Here is a 17147-nt window from a genome sequence, read left to right on the forward strand (position 1 = left end):
GGGCATTCCGCCCTCGACTCTAAGGAAGGACCCTTGAAGAAAAAGTTATTCCAATTGTCCACGCAGGGCCTTCGGAATGGCGCCATTTCCGGTTTGACAGCCCGCCAAGGGTTTGTTTTGTCTCCGGTTCCAGAGTTCGGGTCGTCGAATGCAGAAGCTTTTCAGGTGGGCCAGCAAATGGTGGCCGGGGCTCATCCCCCTGGCCGTCATGTGGGGATTTGCGGCCTGGAATAATACCGTGCCGGTCGAGGCGGATTTGTCCGCCCGCAGCTCGGCGGCGCTAAAGGATACCGTTCTGGACAAGACCCGGATCGCGGTGGACGGCCGCGACGTCAGCCTCGCCGCGGACGCCTTTTCCGAGGAGGGTCGTCGCGACGCGGTGATGGCGGTCGAGCTGGTCCCGGGCGTGCGCCTGGTCGACGACCGGACCCGCCTCGTTCCCGAGGCAAAACCCTTCGTCTGGAACGCCGAGCGCGACGTGGTGCGGGTGACGCTGTCCGGTTCCGCCCCCCTGCCGTCGATGAAGGCCCGCCTGACCGAGGCGGCGCGCAAGGAGGTCGGGGGCGTCGAGGTGGCCGATCAGATGGGTCTTGCGCGCGGCGCGCCGCCGCGCTTCGAGGCTGCCGCAATGCTGCTGCTCGACCAGATCGGCAAGCTCAAGGACGGCAAGATCACGATATCAGACACCAAGGTCAATCTGTCGGGCATGGCGCGTGAGCTCGGCGGTCGCGAGGCGATCGCGGCCGCGCTGAAGAATTTGCCCGAGGGGTTCTCGATCGCCGCCAACGAGATCAAGGCACCGCCCTACATCTTCCAGGCCTACAAGGATCCGGTCGCCGCGACCGTGACGCTGACCGGCTACGTCCCCGACAACAATGTCCACGCGGCGATTGCCACCAGTGCGTCGCGAAAGTTCTTCGGCGAAAAGGTCGTCGACAATCTCAAGGCCAGCATCGGCGCACCCGCCTCCTTCAATCCCGCCGTGGTCGCAGCGCTCGGGGCCCTGTCGCGGCTGTCGACCGGCACGCTCGTCGTCTCCGACCGCGAGGTGAAGCTGTCGGGCGATGCGCTCTATGAAGGCGCCGCCAACGACATTCGCGCAGGCCTCGGCAAGGATTTTCCAAAGACCTGGCAATATAAGCCGGAGATCACGGTGAAGCCGGCGCCGGGCCCGGTCGACGGCACGGTCTGCCAGCAATTGTTCTCCGAGCTTCTGGGCAAGGGCAAGATCCGCTTCGCGGCCAAGCGCGCCGACATCGATCCGGACTCCGCCGGCATCCTCGATCACCTGATCGAGACGGCGCTGCGCTGCCCTAACGCCAATATCGAGGTCGCGGGCCACACCGATGCCGACGGTGAGGATTCCTTCAACCAGGCGCTGTCCGAGAAGCGGGCGCAGGCGGTGATCGACTACCTGGTCAAGGCCGGCCTGCCCGCCAGCCGCTTCAGCGCGGTCGGCTATGGCGCAACGCAGCCCGTCGCCGGCAACGACACCGACGACGGCAAGGCCCAGAACCGCCGCATCGAATTTCTGGTGAGGTGACGATGCCCTATCTCGTCTCGTTCCATATGGGCTGGCTGATCGGCTCGGTGCTGCTGGGCTTCTGCATGGGCTGGATCTCGGTGGTCCAGCGCGGCAACGGCACCTCCAAGGTCACCGCGCGCTGGCTCGCTTTGCTCGCCGCAGGCCTGGTCGCGGCCTCATTCGCGCATGTGGTCCCCGGCCGCTTCGGCTACTGGCTCGACCTCGGCCTGATCATGTTCGCCTGCTACCTGGTCGGCTGTACCATCGGTGCCTGGCTGCGCGACCGGGTGGTCGCGCGCACCGCACCGCCGGCCTGAGACGTCGGCTCGCCCGGACGGACCCCATCGTCATCGCGTAACCGCCTGATTGGCTGGCCAATTGCCGAAGCGTGACTACAGTGCTTGACAATAATACGTACGTACGTATTATTCGACCCATGCCAAAGCCCTCGCTTAAAGACGCCATCCTCGATGCCGGCCTGAAGGTCATGTTTCGAACCGGCTATCATGGGACCAGCGTGCGCGACGTCACGGCCGCGGCGGGCGCGCCGCAGGGGTCCTTCACCAACCACTTCCGCTCCAAGGAGGCGTTCGCCTCCGAGGTGCTCGACCGCTATTTCAGCGTCACGAAGGGGCTGGTCGCGGAGGCGCTCGACGATACCTCGCTGACGCCACGTGCGCGGCTGCGACGCTATCTCGACATTATCACCGGCCGGCTTGAAGCGGATGGCTATGGCCGCGGCTGCCTGATCGGCGATCTCAGTCTGGAGGCGAGTGGCAGCAGCGAGATGCTGCGCGAGCGCCTCGCCGAGATCTTTGCAGAATGGCGTGGGCCGTTCGCGGCCTGCATCGGTGAAGCCCAGACGCGCGGTGAGATCGCATCCGACTTCGAGCCGGAAGAGCTGGCCGATTTCCTGCTCGCGTCCTGGCAGGGCGCGATCCTGCGCATGAAGGTCGACCGCAATCCCGATGCGCTCGAACGCTTCAAGACCATCGCCTTCAAAACCGTGTTCAAGGAGACGACATGAGCAAGCTTGCCGAGATCGAGATCCGCAGCGCACCAGTTCTGGGAAGCACGATGGCTTATCGCAGGATGGGCGCAAAGGATGCGCCGGTCGCACTGTTCCTGCACGGCAATCCGACCTCGTCCTACATCTGGCGCAACATCTTGCCGCTGGTGTCGCCGGTCGCGCATTGCATCGCGCCCGATCTTGTCGGCTTTGGCCAATCCGGCAAACCCGACATTGCCTATCGCTTCGCCGATCACGTCCGCTATCTCGACGCCTTCATCGAGGAGCGCGGCATCACGTCTGCCTATCTCGTTGCACAGGACTGGGGTACCGCGCTCGCATTTCATCTCGCCGCGCGCCGGCCGGATTTCGTGCGCGGCCTTGCTTTCATGGAGTTCATCCGGCCGATGCCGACCTGGCAGGACTTTCACCACACCGAGGTCGCGGAGGAGCAGGACCACGCCGAGGCGGCGAGGGCCGTGTTCCGCAAATTCAGGACGCCGGGCGACGGCGAGACCATGATCCTCGAGGCGAATGCGTTCGTCGAGCGCGTGCTGCCCGGCGGCGTCGTGCGCAAGCTCAGCGACGACGAGATGGCGCCTTATCGCGCGCCGTTCCCGACACCCGAGAGCCGTCGCCCGGTGCTTGCCTTTCCCCGCGAGCTGCCCATCGCGGGCGAGCCTGCCGATGTTTACGAGACACTCCAATCCGCGCATGCGGCGCTCGCGGTGTCGCCCTATCCAAAGCTGCTGTTCTCGGGCACGCCCGGTGCACTCGTCGCGCCGGAATTTGCCGAGCGGTTCGCTAGCTCGCTGAAGCATTGCGCGCATGTCCATCTCGGACCCGGGCTGCACTTCCTCCAGGAGGATCACCCCGAGGCGATCGGCCGCTCTGTCGCCGGCTGGATCGCCGGCATCGAGGCAGCGCGTCCGCAACTCGCGGCCTGACGGAGGGGCGATGTCTTCCAGGTCAAGGCCGGCGGACAGCATGTCGCCGGCCGCGGCGAGGCCACTTTCCGGGCCCCGACGAAATCGTGGCCGCCGTCGCCGCAGTGCGGCAATAGTCCGGAGCATCATCGGATCGTCCTCGAAAGGCCGCTGCCCGTGCCGCGGCCTTCCAGCGCGCCGGAAATCCGTGAACGGGGCCCCGGAATGTCCCCCCTCTTTCAACAGGCCGGTGCGGCCCATAGATTGATTTCGGCTTAAGGCGTGAAGGAACATTGTGCGGCCGAAATCATCAAAACTTCATGGCGACTGCGCAGGATTGCCACGGAGATTCGCGTCAAGCCTTGCCGCCGAAAGCGCCAAACCGTGCATCCGGAGCTCGCAACCTGCCTAAAACATTGAAGGCACGAGTTTTTGTTCGAATTGGCGAATTCCACTCCGCGCCAAAACGCGCTAGTGGAGAGGCGGGGGGCGTGCGCGATGCCGGAGCCGGCGGTGAGGGGCCGTCGAGTGCCTGTGCGTCGTTCGCCTGTTCGCCGGCCGTCCTGGCCGCTGAAGTGTTGTTCGAGGTCTAGATGCTGGAAGCCATACGCAGGGCGATGACGTTTCTGCGCCAGAAGCAAATCCTGCATAAGCTTGGAGTTGTGATCAGCGTCGCGGTCATCGGCATCGCTTGCTATGTGCTCTACCACATGCTGCGCGGCATCGATTTCAACGAGGTCCTCGAAGCGATCAAGAGCACCGAGCCGAGCCAGATTGCGATGGCCGCCCTGTTCGTGGCCGCCGGCTATTTCACCCTGACTTTCTACGACCTGTTCGCCACGCGCGCGATCGGCCATGCCCACGTGCCCTACCGCATCAACGCGCTCGCCGCCTTCACCAGCTATTCGATCGGCCATAATGTCGGCGCCAGCGTCTTCACTGGCGGTGCGGTGCGCTATCGCATCTATTCGGCCTATGGGCTGAACGCGATCGACGTCGCCAAGATCTGCTTCCTCGCGGGTCTGACCTTCTGGCTCGGCAATGCCGCCGTGCTGGGCCTCGGCATCTCCTATCATCCGGAGGCGGCGGCCTCGATCGACCAGCTCCCGCCCTGGCTGAACCGGACGCTGGCGCTGATGATCATCGTGGCGCTGGTCGCCTATGTGGTCTGGGTCTGGACCCAGCCGCGCGTGGTCGGACGCGGGCCCTGGACCGTGGTGCTGCCGGGCGGACCGCTGACGCTGCTTCAGATCGCGATCGGCATCATCGACCTCGGCTTCTGCGCGCTGGCGATGTACGTGCTGGTCCCGGACGAGCCCAATCTCGGCTTCGTCGTGGTCGCGGTGATCTTCGTCTCGGCCACCCTGCTCGGCTTTGCCAGCCACTCGCCCGGGGGCCTCGGCGTGTTCGACGCCGCCATGCTGGTCGGCCTCTGGCAGATGGACCGGGAGGAACTGCTCGGCGGCATGCTCCTGTTCCGCGTGCTCTATTATCTGTCCCCGTTCGTCATATCTGTAATCTTGCTGACGTTTCGCGAAGTTATAATCGGTGCCCGATCGAAGCGCTTGCAGCAGGCGGCGCTCAAGCTCGACCCCGGCCCGGCGCCTGAGGCCGCCTATGTGAGAGAGCGCAGCGACGGCGGCGTCTGACCGGGGCCAAGCCTTTGAGACAAGGCCCTTAAGACAAGGCCGTTAGGACACATCCTCCAGGAGAAGCCCGCCCGATGGCGATTGACGCCCCTTCTTCTCCCGCTGCCCAGCCCTGGTCCGACCGGCTGCGGCACTCGACCATCATCCTGATCGCCGCGGCGCTGGCGCTGTCGGTGGTGGTCTCGCTCGGGGAATTGTCGGCGCTGCACGCCATTGCCGTGTTCCTCTGCATCGCCGCCGCGGCGCTGATCCCCTGGCGGCTGCACGATCCCGCCGCCTCCCGCGACGACGTCAGGCGCATCAACCCGGTCGAGAGCGCCGCGGTGGCCGCGGTCGTCGCCGGCATGCCGGATCCGGCCGTGCTGCTCGACCGCGCCGGCCGCGTCATCCATCTCAATGCCGCAGCCGCCCAGCTTGCGCCGGCGCTGCGCCGGAACGAGCTTGCCCAGTTCGCGCTGCGCTCGCCGGAGATCATCACGGCGCTGCGCGAGTCGATTGCGACCACGGAGCCGCGGCGCGCGACCTATCTCGACCACGTCCCGGTCGATCGCTGGATGGAGCTGATCATCACGCCGGTGCCGGTGCCGACCTCGTTCGGTGGTGCCGACAAATGCATGCTGATGACGTTCCACGACCAGACGCCGCTGCGCCGGGTCGAGGAGATGCGCGCCGACTTCGTCGCCAATGCCAGCCATGAGCTGCGTACGCCGCTCGCTGCGCTGTCGGGCTTCATCGACACGTTGCAGGGCCAGGCCAAGGACGATCCCAAGGCGCGGGAACGCTTCCTCGGCATCATGCACAACCAGGCCACCCGCATGGCGCGCCTGATCGACGATCTGCTGTCGCTGTCGCGGGTCGAGCTGTCGGCCCATGTCCGGCCCGATACCCTGGTCGACCTGCTGCCGATCATCCGCCAGGTTGCCGACGGGCTCGAGCCGCTGGCGCGCGAGCGCCAGGTCGAGGTCGAGATCCATCTGCCGGACCCGCCGGTGATGATCGCGGGCGACCGCGAGGAGCTGCTCCGCCTGTTCGAGAACCTGATCGAAAATGCGCTCAAATACGGCGCCTCGGGCGGACGCGTCATCGTGTCGCTGACCTCGAGCGCCGCCGCTGATGGAACTCAGGAAATCCGGGTCATGGTTCGCGATTTCGGCCCCGGCATCGCGCCCGAGCACCTGCCGCGGCTGACCGAGCGGTTCTACCGGGTCGATGTCGGCGACAGCCGCTCGCAGGGCGGCACCGGGCTCGGATTATCGCTGGTGAAACATATTCTTAACCGTCACCGCGGCCGGCTTTTGATCGAAAGCGTGCCCCGGCAGGGGGCGACCTTCACCGCCTGTTTTCCCCAGGCGAAGACCCCAGTTCAGGTCTGAAACTCAAGCGATCTCAATCGTTTGGGAGTGTCATCCGACTGTCACGAAACCTTCGTAAAAGCACAGCCGACCGCTCCTAAAGGGGCGGCACGGGGAGCGCGATCGGGCGCGGATGGCGCTTCGCTCCCCTGTATGGAGACCAGCATGAATTTCATCAAAACTATCGTCGCTGCTGGCTTGGTCGCCGCATCGACGACGGCGGCCTTTGCTGCCGATATCACGGGTGCCGGTGCGACCTTCCCGTTCCCGATCTATTCCAAATGGGCTGACGCCTACAAGAAGGAGACCGGCAACGGTCTGAACTACCAGTCGATCGGCTCGGGCGGCGGCATCAAGCAGATCCAGGCCAAGACCGTGACCTTCGGCGCCAGCGATGCGCCGCTCAAGGCCGAGCAGCTCGAGAAGGACGGCCTCGTCCAGTGGCCGATGGTGATGGGCGCCATCGTCCCCGTCGTCAACATCGAGGGCGTGAAGCCCGGCGAGATGGTGTTCGATGGCGAGACCCTGGCCAGCATCTATCTCGGCAAGATCACCAAGTGGGACGACGCCGCGATCAAGAAGCTCAATCCGAACGTGAAGCTGCCCTCGGAGGCGATCACCGTGGTCCGCCGCTCGGACGGTTCGGGCACCACCTTCAACTTCACCAACTACCTCGCCAAGGCCAGCGCGGACTGGAAGAGCAAGGTCGGCGAGGGCACCGCGGTCGAGTGGCCGGTCGGCGTCGGCGCCAAGGGCAACGAAGGCGTGTCGGGCAACATCAGCCAGACCAAGAACTCGATCGGCTATGTCGAGTACGCCTATGCCAAGCAGAACAAGCTGACCTACACCGGTCTCGTCAACAAGGCCGGCAAGCCGGTGCAGCCGACCGTCGAGGCCTTCCAGGCGGCCGCCTCCAACGCCGACTGGGCCAAGGCTCCCGGCTACTACGTCATCCTGACCGACCAGCCCGGCGACAAGTCCTGGCCGATCACCGCGGCGACCTTCATCCTCATGCACAAGGAAGCCACCGACAAGGCGGCCTCGCAGGAAGCCATCAAGTTCTTCCGCTGGGCTTTCAAGAGCGGCGGCAAGGCGGCTGAGGAGCTCGACTACATCCCGATGCCCGAGGGTGTCGTGACCCTGATCGAGAAGACCTGGGCTGCCGAGATCAAGAGCTAAGTAAAGCTCAACTGTCCCGGACATGGTGCCGGGATGATCCAAGACCTCCGCTCCGGATCGGCCTCGCGCCGCATCCGGAGCGCGCCACCAACAACAAGCGTATATAAATAACGGCTACAGGGGATCGGCGTGGCTGAGATGGCTGTCGAGAGCAACGTAATTGATGCCGCCGGACCGTATGATCGCGCCAAGGCTTTGAGCGCGTTCAAGCTCGGCGATCTCACCTTCTACTGGATCACGCGGCTATCCGCGATCTCGGTGCTGCTCATTCTCGGTGGCATCATCGTCTCGCTGATCGTCGGCGCCTTCCCGGCGATGAAGGAATACGGCATCTCCTTCCTGTGGACGCAGCGCTGGGCGCCGTCGGCCGATCCGCCCGTGCTCGGCGCGCTCGGGCCGATGTACGGCACGCTCGTCACCTCCTTCATCGCGATGCTGATCGCCATCCCGGTTGGTCTCGGCATTGCGATCTTCCTCACCGAGCTGTGCCCGCAATGGCTGCGCCGCCCGATCGGCATGGCGGTCGAGCTGCTCGCCGGCATCCCCTCGATCATCTACGGCATGTGGGGCTTCTTCGTGCTGGGCCCGTTCCTGGCCAACACGTTCCAGCCCTTCATGATCAAGATTTTTGACGGCGTGCCCGTGCTGGGTGCGATTTTCGCGGGGCCCCCGTCTTATCTCAGCCTGTTCAACGCCGCGCTGATCCTCGCCATCATGGTGCTGCCCTTCATCACCTCGATCTCGGTCGACGTGTTCAAGACGGTGCCGCCGGTGCTGAAGGAGGCCGCCTACGGTGTCGGCTGCACCACCTGGGAGGTCGTCCGCAGCGTGGTCATCCCCTACACCCGCGTCGGCATCATCGGCGGCGTCATGCTGGCGCTGGGCCGTGCGCTCGGCGAGACCATGGCGGTGACCTTCATCATCGGCAACTCGTTCCGGATCTCCTCCTCGATCTTCGCCCCGGGCACCACGATCTCGGCGGCGATCGCATCCGAATTCGCCGAGAGCGACGGCCTGCACCAGTCCGGCCTGATCCTGCTCGGTCTGCTCCTGTTCGTGCTGACGTTCTTCGTGCTCGCGGCCGCGCGGCTGATGCTGCTGCGTCTCGAAAAGAAGGCGGGGAAGTGACATGAACCCGATCTACGTACGCCGCCGCCGCAAGGACATCGTCATCCGCGGGCTCTGCATCGGTGCCGCCGCCTTCGGTGTCACCTGGCTGGCGCTGATCCTGGTCACGCTGCTCTACAACGGCGTGAGCGGTCTGAACCTGCAGATCTTCACCGAGAACACGCCGCCGCCCGGCTCGACCGAAGGCGGCCTGCTCAACGCCATCGTCGGCTCGCTGATCATGACCGTGCTCGGCGTCGGCATCGGCGCGCCGCTCGGCCTGTTCGCCGGCACCTATCTCGCCGAGTACGGCCGCAACGACAAGCTGACCTCGGTGATCCGCTTCATCAACGACATCCTGCTCTCGGCGCCCTCGATCATCATCGGCCTGTTCATCTACGGCGCGGTGGTGGTGCCGATGCGCGGCTTCTCGGCCATTGCGGGCGCGCTCGCGCTCGCCGTGATCGTCATCCCCGTGGTGCTGCGCACGACCGAGGACATGCTGCTGCTGGTGCCGAACGCGCTGCGCGAGGCGGCCTCTGCGCTCGGCCTGCCGCGTTCGCTGGTGATCAAGCGCATTGCCTATCGTGCGGCCCGCTCCGGTCTCATCACCGGCGTGCTGCTCGCCACCGCCCGCGTCGCCGGCGAAACCGCGCCGCTGCTCTTCACCGCGCTGTCGAACCAGTTCTTCAGCCTCAGCCTGAACAAGACGATGGCGAACCTGCCGGTCACCATCAACAACTTCGTGCAGAGCCCCTACGCCTACTGGAAGCAGCTCGCCTGGAGCGGCGCGCTGCTGATCACGATCACCGTGCTTGCCCTGAACATTGGCGCGCGCATCCTCGGCGCCGAGAGGACTGCAAAATGACCGATCTTTCCGTATCCGTGAGTTCCAACGCTCATCTGGCCTCGCAGCCGTTGCCGGAAGCGCCCGCCAAGGTGACGGTGCGCAACCTCAACTTCTATTACGGCGAGCACCACGCGCTGAAGAACATCAACCTGACGCTCGGCACCAACCGCGTCACGGCGTTCATCGGCCCGTCGGGCTGCGGAAAGTCGACCCTGCTGCGCATCTTCAACCGGATGTACGACCTCTATCCGGGCCAGCGCGTCACCGGTCAGCTGATGCTCGACCAGACCAACATCCTCGACCCCAAGCTGGACCTCAACCTGCTGCGCGCCCGCGTCGGCATGGTGTTCCAGAAGCCGACGCCGTTCCCGATGACGATCTACGAGAACATCGCCTTCGGCATCCGCCTCTACGAGAAGATCTCGAAGTCCGAGATGGACGATCGCGTCGAGAAGGCGCTGCGCGGCGGCGCGCTGTGGAACGAGGTCAAGGACAAGCTCAACGCCTCGGGCCTGTCGCTCTCCGGCGGCCAGCAGCAGCGCCTCTGCATCGCCCGCACCGTCGCGGTGCGGCCTGAAGTGATCTTGTTCGACGAGCCCTGCTCGGCGCTCGACCCGATCTCGACCGCCAAGGTCGAGGAGCTGATCCAGGAACTGTCCGAGAACTACACGATCGCGATCGTCACCCACAACATGCAGCAGGCGGCGCGTGTCTCGGACAAGACCGCCTTCATGTATCTCGGCGAGCTGATCGAGTTCGACGACACCAGCAAGATCTTCACGTCGCCGAGCGATCGGCGCACGCAGGATTACATCACCGGCCGGTTCGGCTGAGGAGACGGACATGGGTTCTGAACATACCGCAAAGGCCTTCGACACCGACCTTCAGGAGCTCACCCGCCTCGTCGCCGAGATGGGCGGCATCGCCGAGCGCATGATCGTCGATTCCGTCGACGCGCTGATCCGCCGCGACGTCGCGCTCGGTCAGCGCGTCGTCACCACCGACGCCGATCTCGACGCGCTGCAGAAGAAGATCGAGGAGCGCGCCGTGCTCACCATCGCCCGTCGCCAGCCGATGGCGGTGGATCTGCGCGAGATCGTCGGCGCCATGCGCGTTGCGACCGATCTGGAGCGCATCGGCGACCTCGCCAAGAACATGGGCAAGCGCGTTGCCGCGCTGGAGACCGATTTCCATCCGCTGAAACTGTTCCGCGGCCTGGAACACATGACCGACCTCGTGCAGCAGCAGGTCAAGTCGGTGCTGGACGCCTATGCCGCGCACGATCTGCCGGCGGCGATGGCGGTGTGGAAGGGCGACGAGGAAGTCGACGCCATCTGCACCTCGCTGTTCCGCGAGCTCCTCACCTACATGATGGAGGATCCGCGCAACATCTCGTTCTGCATCCATTTGATGTTCTGCGCCAAGAACATCGAGCGGATCGGCGACCACGCCACCAACATCGCCGAGACCGTGTTCTACATGATCGAGGGCCAGGCCATCACCGACAAGCGGCCGAAGGGCGACATGACGACCTTCGCCACGACGGTCCCGAATACCTGAAGACTTTAAGGAGCGACGACAACCATGGGCGCACGCATTATGGTGGTTGAGGACGAGGAAGCTCTCACCGAGCTTCTCCGCTACAACCTCGAAGGCGACGGCTATGACGTCGAGACGGTGATGCGCGGCGACGATGCCGACACCCGCCTCAAGGAGCACATCCCCGACCTGATCGTGCTCGACTGGATGTTGCCGGGCCTCTCGGGCATCGAGCTGTGCCGGCGGCTGCGCACCCGCCCCGAGACCAAGCAGCTTCCCATCATCATGCTCACCGCGCGCGGCGAGGAGAGCGAGCGGGTGCGCGGTCTTGCGACCGGCGCCGACGATTACATCGTCAAGCCGTTCTCGGTGCCGGAGCTGCTGGCACGGGTGAAGGGCCTCTTGCGGCGCGCCAGCCCGGAGCGGCTCGCCACCGTGCTCGCCTATGGCGACATCGAGCTCGATCGCGACAAGCGCCGCGTGGCGCGCTCGGGCCGCCCGATCGATCTCGGTCCGACCGAGTATCGCCTGCTGGAGTTCTTCCTGGAGCATCCCGGCCGCGTGTTCTCGCGCGAGCAGCTGCTCGACAGCGTATGGGGCCGCGACATCTACATCGACGAGCGCACCGTCGACGTCCATATCGGCCGCCTGCGCAAGCTGCTCAATCTCGGCCGCGAGCAGGACCCGATCCGCACCGTCCGCGGCGCAGGTTATGCGCTCGACGATCGCTTTGCGAAGGCGGAGCAGACGTAAAGGTTTGCGGCGTCAGCAATCACAGCCGTCGTCCCGGACAAGCGTAAGCGCAGATCCGGGACCCCAGCGCGAGTGCTCGCGCTCGTCGCGGTGACCACAGGGCGTGATTGTTTTGCGAAAAGGTAACTCCGAGTCCCCGTAACCACATTTTGCGGTGGCTATGGATCCCGGATCTGCGCGCGCTTGAGGCGCGCTTGTCCGGGACGACATCGGATGTGTTCAGCCGTCATCATGCGACGGCTGCAATCAGCTAGATCAACAAACTCACCGCGTGCCCGGCTTCGCCGGCGCGCGACGGCGATCCGCCGCGGGCTGATACGCCACGCGCGAGTGCTGGGCGCAGTAGGGCAGGCCGGAGAGCGCCTTGCCGCCGCAGAAGAAGAAATCCGGGCTCGAGGGATCGCCGACCGGCCAGTGGCAGGTCGCCTCGTTCAGCTCGAGCAGCGACAGCCGCTGGCTCATCGGCACCACGTTGTCGTAGGTCACAGGCTCCGCCTCGACCTCGACCTCGAAGGCCTGCGCCAGCGCGGTGTTGCCGCGCGCGATGGGGCGGCTGACCCGCATCATGTGCTGAGCGGGACGCGCCTTGCGCGGCCGAGGAGCTGCCGATGAGGGGCTCTTGGCGCGGCCGGACAGGCCGAGCCTGTGCACTTTGCCGATCACGGCATTACGGGTCACGTTGCCGAGCTCGGCTGCGATCTGGCTGGCCGACAATCCGGCCTCCCAGAGCTTTTTCAGCTGCTCGACGCGATCGTCGGACCAGGTCAAAACCGTCATTGCACCCTTTCCCTCGCCGTGCGGCTGCCGTCCTGGCGCCTTGCGGCGAATGCCTAAGCCTCGAAAAACCCGTGCCGCCAGAATCCCTTAAGGCTCGCCGGGCGTAACCAGAACGCCCGAACGTTTACGCCGGTACATGAGGACTTAGAGGATCAGAACTGCTGCACGAGATGTCGTATCTGACAAGCCAAACGCTACAATATGGCGTGACTCACGCGCAAGAGTCAGCCGACTCGCTTCCACATGTTCCGTGGCAAAAACCCCGCAAATCCGGCACCGCAAGACTACGGATTCAGCGTTTCGCGGGGCTTTCGGGCGGCATTGACACCCGTTCTACCCGGCATAAGATAGTGTCACGTGCCGCCCTTAAAAGGCGGCACGTTTCGTTTTCCGGGCCGGTTGATGGTGCGCTGCATGAGCGCGTTCAGGCCGTCCGCAACATCAAGTGATCGTCATGACGAACAGCGCCGCGCCGCATTTGCTCCCCGTTTTCGCCAGGGCCGACCTCGGTTTCGAGCGCGGCGAAGGCTGCTGGCTGATCGCGACCAATGGCGAGCGCTATCTCGATTTCACTTCCGGCGTCGCGGTGAACGCGCTCGGCCACGCCCATCCCGCGCTGGTCAAGGCGTTGCAGGAGCAGGCGACTAAGCTCTGGCACATGTCGAACCTGTTCCAGAGCCCGGACGGCGAGAAACTCGCCGCGCGCCTGTGCAAGGAAAGCTTCGCTGACTTCGTGTTCTTCTGCAATTCCGGCGCCGAAGCGCTGGAAGGCGTGATCAAGCTGGTCCGCCATCATCACTTCTCGAAGGGCCATCCGGAGCGCTACCGCATCATCACCTTCGAGGGCGCCTTCCATGGCCGTACGCTGGCGACGCTGGCTGCGACGGGATCTGCAAAATATCTCGAAGGTTTCGGCCCGCCGATGGATGGTTTCGACCAGGTCCCTCACGGTGACATCGAAGCCGTGAAGAAAGCGATCGGTCCGGAGACCGCCGGCATCCTGATCGAGCCGATCCAGGGCGAGGGCGGTGTGCGCTCGTCGCCGCCGGCGTTCCTCAAGGCACTGCGCCAGCTCTGCGACGAGAAGGGCCTGCTGCTCGCCTTCGACGAGGTGCAGACCGGCATGGGCCGCACCGGCGATCTGTTCGCTCATCGGCGCACCGGCGTCACACCCGACGTGATGTCGCTGGCAAAGGCGCTCGGCGGCGGCTTCCCGATCGGCGCGGTGCTGGCCACCACGGATGCAGCAGCCGGGATGGGCCCTGGTTCGCACGGTTCGACCTTCGGCGGCAATCCGCTGGCGATCTCGGCTGCGAACGCCGTGCTCGACGTCATGCTCAAGCCCGGCTTCTTCGACCACGTGCAGAGGATGTCGCTGCTGCTCAAGCAGAAGCTCGCCTCGGTGATCGACCGTCATCCTGACGTCGTCAGCGAGGTGCGTGGCGAGGGCCTCTTGATCGGCATCAAGGCTGTCGTGCCCTCGGGCGATCTCGTTGCGGCCTTGCGCAGTGAAAAACTGCTCACGGTCGGTGCCGGCGACAATGTCGTGCGTTTCCTGCCGCCCCTGATCGTCACCGAAGCCGAGATCGAGGACAGCGTTGCGCGGCTGGAGCGCGCCTGCGCTGCGATCTCGTCCAGTCAGACCAAGCGGGCGGCAAGCTGATGAGCAAGTCGCCAAAGCACTTTCTGGATATCAACGAGCTGCCGTTGTCGGAGCTCAAGAGCATGCTCGACGCCTCCTCCGCCATGAAGGCGAAGCAGAAGGCGCATCAGCCGGTGAAGCCGCTCGAAGGCAAGACGCTGGCGATGATTTTCGAGCGTCCCTCGACGCGCACCCGCGTCTCGTTCGACGTCGCCATGCGCCAGCTCGGCGGCGAGCCCATCATGCTCACCGGCGCGGAGATGCAGCTCGGCCGCGGCGAGACCATCGCCGACACCGCGCGCGTGCTGTCGCGCTATGTCGACGCCATCATGATCCGCATCCTCAACCATGATGCGCTGCTGGAGCTTGCGGCGAATGCGACCGTGCCCGTCATCAACGGCCTGACGCGGCGCTCGCATCCCTGCCAGGTGATGGCGGACCTCCTGACCTATCAGGAGCATCGCGGCCCGATCGAGGGTCGGACGGTGGCCTGGACCGGCGACGACAACAACGTGCTGGCGTCCTGGGCGCATGCCGCCGAGCGCTTCAAATTCCAGCTCAATGTCGCAACGCCCCCGGAGCTCGCGCCGAAGAAGGCGATGCGCGACTGGATCAAGGCGACAGGTGCGCCGATCGTGCTCGGCACCGATCCCGAGGCCGCCGTGAAGGGCGCCGATTGCGTCGTCACCGACACCTGGGTGTCGATGGGTGACAAGGAAGGCGAGCATCGCCACAACGTGCTCAAGCCCTACCAGGTCAATGCGAAGCTGATGTCGCTGGCGAAGCCCGACGCGCTGTTCATGCACTGCCTGCCGGCCCATCGCGGCGAGGAGGTCACCGACGAGGTGATCGACGGCCCGCAATCGGTCGTGTTCGACGAGGCCGAAAACCGCCTGCATGCGCAGAAGGGCATTTTGGCCTGGTGCTTTGACGCGGTGAAGTAGGCGCAGTCGCGTAAAATTGGATCGTCGTCCTGGCGAAGGCCAGGACCCATTACCACCGGCTTTGGTTTGGCGACGATTGGTCATTGCCAACTTCGCGCCACAACTTCTTCCTGGGGTAATGGGTCCTGGCTTTCGCCAGGACGACACTGAATTTGCTGTATCGTATGTGATCAAATCAGCGTCTGGATGGGGCGCCTCGCCCCCTTCCATTTCCCGCTCACCGACCCCAGATAGAGGCCCATGGTTTTTCAATCCCCTGACATGAAAACCGGGCCGGAAGGCCCGGTTCGCGCGCCATCTGCGGTTCCGGTCGACGACGCCGTGCTGCCCTACGAGGTCGACGCGCTCGACGTGCGCGGTCGCCTGGTGCGGCTTGGTCCTGCGCTCGACGACATCCTGACCAAGCACGACTATCCCGCGCCCGTCGGCAAGCTGCTCGGCGAGGCCATCGTGCTGGCGACGCTGCTCGGTTCGGCGCTGAAATTCGAGGGCCGCTTCATTCTCCAGGCCCAGACCGATGGCCCGGTCTCGTTCCTGGTCGTCGATTACAAGGCGCCGGACCAACTGCGCGCCTATGCCCGCTATGACGCCTCGCGTCTGGGCACGGCGAAGGATTCCGGCACGCTGCTCGGCCGCGGCCATCTCGCCATGACCATCGACCAGGGCCCCGACATGAGCCGCTACCAGGGCCTGGTCGCGCTCGACGGCGGCAGCCTGGAAGATGCTGCCCACGAATATTTCCTGCGCTCCGAGCAGATCCCGACCAAGGTGCGCCTCGCGGTCGGCGAGGAGTGGCGCTCAAGCGACGGCGGCAAGCATCGCTGGCGTGCCGGCGGCATGCTGATGCAGTTTTTGCCGAAGGCGCCGGAGCGCGCGCGGCAGGCGGATCTGCATCCCGGCGATGCACCCGACGGCGTCGAGGTGCACAGCATCACAGAAGACGACGCCTGGGTCGAGGCGCGCTCGCTGATCGAGACCGTCGAGGATGTCGAGCTGATCGATCCGGAGCTCTCCGGCGAGCGGCTGCTCTACCGCCTGTTCCACGAGCGCGGCGTGCGCGTGTTCAAGCCGCTGTCCTTGAAGGCGCAATGCTCCTGTTCGCGCGACGCGGTCGCGTCCATGCTGAAGAGTTTTTCGCCGGACGATCGCGCCGCCATGGTCAAGGACGACAAGGTCGTCGTCACCTGCGAGTTCTGTAGCTCGGTGTACCAGTTCACGCCGCACGAGGCGGGCGTGGTGGACGCGTAGGCGTCGCGTGCAACGACGAGTTCGGGGAAGCTGTTTGCCAAGCCTCGGATATCGTAGGGTGGGCAAAGCGAAGCGTGCCCACGATCTCATGTCGTGATTGAAAATGGTGGGCACGGCGCTTTGCGCCTTTGCCCACCCTACGGCACCGCGCTAGTTCAACACCCGCTTATTATCCGGGCTGTCCAGTGAGAACGTCGGCACATCGATCTCGAAGCGCTCGCCGGTTTCGCTGACCATCTGGTAGCGGCCGGTCATGAAGCCGGAGGCGGTCGCGAGCGGCACGCCGGAGGTATATTCGAAGCGCTCGCCGGGGGCGAGCGTCGGCTGCTCGCCGACCACGCCCTCGCCCCTGACCTCCTCCTGGCGGCCGGTGGCGTCGGTGATGATCCAGTGCCGCGTCTTGAGCTGCACGGTCTCGTCGCCGGAATTGGTGATGACGATGGTGTACGACCAGAAATAGCGGGAGCGGTCGGCCGACGACTGCTCCGGAACAAAGTTCGGCTCGACGGTCACTTCGATCTGGCGGGTCACGGCGCGGTACATGGCCGCCATCATACCGAAATCCGGCGCCGGAACCAAACCCCGGAGGCGGTTTTGGCGACATCGTGCCGCCAGAATTGGCGAGGAAGTACACCCCCAGGGGAAGA

Annotated in this window: 17 protein-coding genes; 15 read left to right on the forward strand and 2 right to left on the reverse strand. The window is 65.0% G+C overall.

The window, feature by feature from the left end; all coding sequences use genetic code 11:
- The first annotated feature begins 148 nt into the window (after nt 1-148).
- The 12 genes from JQ592_RS09255 (at nt 149) to phoB (ending at nt 11889) form a co-directional block, all read left to right on the forward strand.
- Nucleotides 149-1543, forward strand: coding sequence for an OmpA family protein (locus JQ592_RS09255; protein WP_211402578.1), 1395 nt, complete (start codon nt 149-151; stop codon nt 1541-1543).
- Between the two features lie 2 nt (nt 1544-1545).
- Nucleotides 1546-1842, forward strand: coding sequence for a hypothetical protein (locus JQ592_RS09260; RefSeq protein ID WP_018644511.1), 297 nt, complete (start codon nt 1546-1548; stop codon nt 1840-1842).
- A gap of 119 nt (nt 1843-1961) precedes the next feature.
- Nucleotides 1962-2552 (forward strand): TetR/AcrR family transcriptional regulator, encoded by a 591-nt coding sequence (locus tag JQ592_RS09265; protein WP_211402579.1) that lies wholly within the window; start codon nt 1962-1964, stop codon nt 2550-2552.
- Nucleotides 2549-3481, forward strand: a complete 933-nt coding sequence (locus JQ592_RS09270; RefSeq protein WP_211402580.1) for a haloalkane dehalogenase — start codon at nt 2549-2551, stop codon at nt 3479-3481. Before JQ592_RS09265 ends, JQ592_RS09270 begins: the two co-directional genes overlap by 4 nt.
- A 572-nt stretch (nt 3482-4053) precedes the next feature.
- On the forward strand, nt 4054-5109 hold the full coding sequence (locus JQ592_RS09275; RefSeq protein ID WP_211402581.1) for a lysylphosphatidylglycerol synthase domain-containing protein: 1056 nt from the start codon (nt 4054-4056) through the stop codon (nt 5107-5109).
- A gap of 74 nt (nt 5110-5183) precedes the next feature.
- Complete coding sequence (locus tag JQ592_RS09280) at nt 5184-6482, forward strand: ATP-binding protein (protein ID WP_211402582.1); 1299 nt, start codon at nt 5184-5186, stop codon at nt 6480-6482.
- A gap of 144 nt (nt 6483-6626) precedes the next feature.
- Nucleotides 6627-7640 carry a phosphate ABC transporter substrate-binding protein PstS gene (pstS, locus tag JQ592_RS09285; protein WP_211402583.1) on the forward strand — a complete coding sequence of 338 codons (1014 nt, stop codon included), beginning with the start codon at nt 6627-6629 and terminating at the stop codon, nt 7638-7640.
- Nucleotides 7641-7778: 138 nt separating this feature from the next.
- Complete coding sequence (pstC, locus tag JQ592_RS09290; protein ID WP_211402933.1) at nt 7779-8768, forward strand: phosphate ABC transporter permease subunit PstC; 990 nt, start codon at nt 7779-7781, stop codon at nt 8766-8768.
- 1 nt (nt 8769) lies between these two features.
- Nucleotides 8770-9615 (forward strand): phosphate ABC transporter permease PstA, encoded by an 846-nt coding sequence (gene pstA, locus JQ592_RS09295; RefSeq protein ID WP_211402584.1) that lies wholly within the window; start codon nt 8770-8772, stop codon nt 9613-9615.
- Nucleotides 9612-10430 (forward strand): phosphate ABC transporter ATP-binding protein PstB, encoded by an 819-nt coding sequence (gene pstB, locus JQ592_RS09300; RefSeq protein ID WP_130363637.1) that lies wholly within the window; start codon nt 9612-9614, stop codon nt 10428-10430. The genes pstA and pstB overlap by 4 nt, the downstream gene beginning before the upstream one ends.
- 10 nt (nt 10431-10440) lie before the next feature.
- A complete protein-coding gene (phoU, locus tag JQ592_RS09305; RefSeq protein WP_211402585.1) occupies nt 10441-11157 on the forward strand; it encodes a phosphate signaling complex protein PhoU in 717 nt (238 codons plus the stop codon).
- A 24-nt stretch (nt 11158-11181) separates the two neighbouring features.
- Nucleotides 11182-11889 (forward strand): phosphate regulon transcriptional regulator PhoB, encoded by a 708-nt coding sequence (gene phoB / locus JQ592_RS09310; RefSeq protein WP_008143479.1) that lies wholly within the window; start codon nt 11182-11184, stop codon nt 11887-11889.
- 264 nt (nt 11890-12153) lie between these two features.
- On the opposite strand, the gene JQ592_RS09315 is transcribed toward phoB, so the two are convergent.
- Complete coding sequence (locus JQ592_RS09315) at nt 12154-12666, reverse strand: GcrA family cell cycle regulator (RefSeq protein WP_018644522.1); 513 nt, start codon at nt 12664-12666, stop codon at nt 12154-12156.
- A 454-nt stretch (nt 12667-13120) separates the two neighbouring features.
- On the opposite strand from JQ592_RS09315, the gene JQ592_RS09320 reads away from it, so the two are divergent.
- The 3 genes from JQ592_RS09320 to JQ592_RS09330 all read left to right on the forward strand — a co-directional run bounded on the left by JQ592_RS09320 (nt 13121) and on the right by JQ592_RS09330 (nt 16500).
- Complete coding sequence (locus JQ592_RS09320) at nt 13121-14329, forward strand: aspartate aminotransferase family protein (RefSeq protein ID WP_211402586.1); 1209 nt, start codon at nt 13121-13123, stop codon at nt 14327-14329.
- Nucleotides 14329-15252: an ornithine carbamoyltransferase gene (gene argF, locus JQ592_RS09325; RefSeq protein ID WP_211402587.1), complete on the forward strand. Its 924-nt coding sequence runs from the start codon at nt 14329-14331 to the stop codon at nt 15250-15252. Before JQ592_RS09320 ends, argF begins: the two co-directional genes overlap by 1 nt.
- A gap of 240 nt (nt 15253-15492) precedes the next feature.
- Nucleotides 15493-16500 carry an Hsp33 family molecular chaperone gene (locus JQ592_RS09330; protein ID WP_211402588.1) on the forward strand — a complete coding sequence of 336 codons (1008 nt, stop codon included), beginning with the start codon at nt 15493-15495 and terminating at the stop codon, nt 16498-16500.
- Between the two features lie 150 nt (nt 16501-16650).
- Here the strand turns inward: JQ592_RS09330 and apaG are convergent, their stop codons facing one another.
- Nucleotides 16651-17043, reverse strand: a complete 393-nt coding sequence (gene apaG, locus JQ592_RS09335; RefSeq protein ID WP_211402934.1) for a Co2+/Mg2+ efflux protein ApaG — start codon at nt 17041-17043, stop codon at nt 16651-16653.
- Nucleotides 17044-17147: the final 104 nt, after the last annotated feature.

Source organism: Bradyrhizobium iriomotense (assembly GCF_018129405.1).
Lineage (GTDB): Bacteria > Pseudomonadota > Alphaproteobacteria > Rhizobiales > Xanthobacteraceae > Bradyrhizobium > Bradyrhizobium iriomotense_B.

Bases quoted from the DNA above. Each gene is read 5' to 3' on its own strand.
- JQ592_RS09255 (WP_211402578.1), top strand. From the start codon at position 149: ATGCAGAAGCTTTTCAGGTGGGCCAGCAAATGGTGGCCGGGGCTCATC.
- JQ592_RS09260 (WP_018644511.1), top strand. From the start codon at position 1,546: ATGCCCTATCTCGTCTCGTTCCATATGGGCTGGCTGATCGGCTCGGTG.
- JQ592_RS09265 (WP_211402579.1), top strand. From the start codon at position 1,962: ATGCCAAAGCCCTCGCTTAAAGACGCCATCCTCGATGCCGGCCTGAAG.
- JQ592_RS09270 (WP_211402580.1), top strand. From the start codon at position 2,549: ATGAGCAAGCTTGCCGAGATCGAGATCCGCAGCGCACCAGTTCTGGGA.
- JQ592_RS09275 (WP_211402581.1), top strand. From the start codon at position 4,054: ATGCTGGAAGCCATACGCAGGGCGATGACGTTTCTGCGCCAGAAGCAA.
- JQ592_RS09280 (WP_211402582.1), top strand. From the start codon at position 5,184: ATGGCGATTGACGCCCCTTCTTCTCCCGCTGCCCAGCCCTGGTCCGAC.
- pstS (WP_211402583.1), top strand. From the start codon at position 6,627: ATGAATTTCATCAAAACTATCGTCGCTGCTGGCTTGGTCGCCGCATCG.
- pstC (WP_211402933.1), top strand. From the start codon at position 7,779: ATGGCTGTCGAGAGCAACGTAATTGATGCCGCCGGACCGTATGATCGC.
- pstA (WP_211402584.1), top strand. From the start codon at position 8,770: ATGAACCCGATCTACGTACGCCGCCGCCGCAAGGACATCGTCATCCGC.
- pstB (WP_130363637.1), top strand. From the start codon at position 9,612: ATGACCGATCTTTCCGTATCCGTGAGTTCCAACGCTCATCTGGCCTCG.
- phoU (WP_211402585.1), top strand. From the start codon at position 10,441: ATGGGTTCTGAACATACCGCAAAGGCCTTCGACACCGACCTTCAGGAG.
- phoB (WP_008143479.1), top strand. From the start codon at position 11,182: ATGGGCGCACGCATTATGGTGGTTGAGGACGAGGAAGCTCTCACCGAG.
- JQ592_RS09315 (WP_018644522.1), bottom strand. From the start codon at position 12,666: ATGACGGTTTTGACCTGGTCCGACGATCGCGTCGAGCAGCTGAAAAAG.
- JQ592_RS09320 (WP_211402586.1), top strand. From the start codon at position 13,121: ATGACGAACAGCGCCGCGCCGCATTTGCTCCCCGTTTTCGCCAGGGCC.
- argF (WP_211402587.1), top strand. From the start codon at position 14,329: ATGAGCAAGTCGCCAAAGCACTTTCTGGATATCAACGAGCTGCCGTTG.
- JQ592_RS09330 (WP_211402588.1), top strand. From the start codon at position 15,493: ATGGTTTTTCAATCCCCTGACATGAAAACCGGGCCGGAAGGCCCGGTT.
- apaG (WP_211402934.1), bottom strand. From the start codon at position 17,043: ATGTACCGCGCCGTGACCCGCCAGATCGAAGTGACCGTCGAGCCGAAC.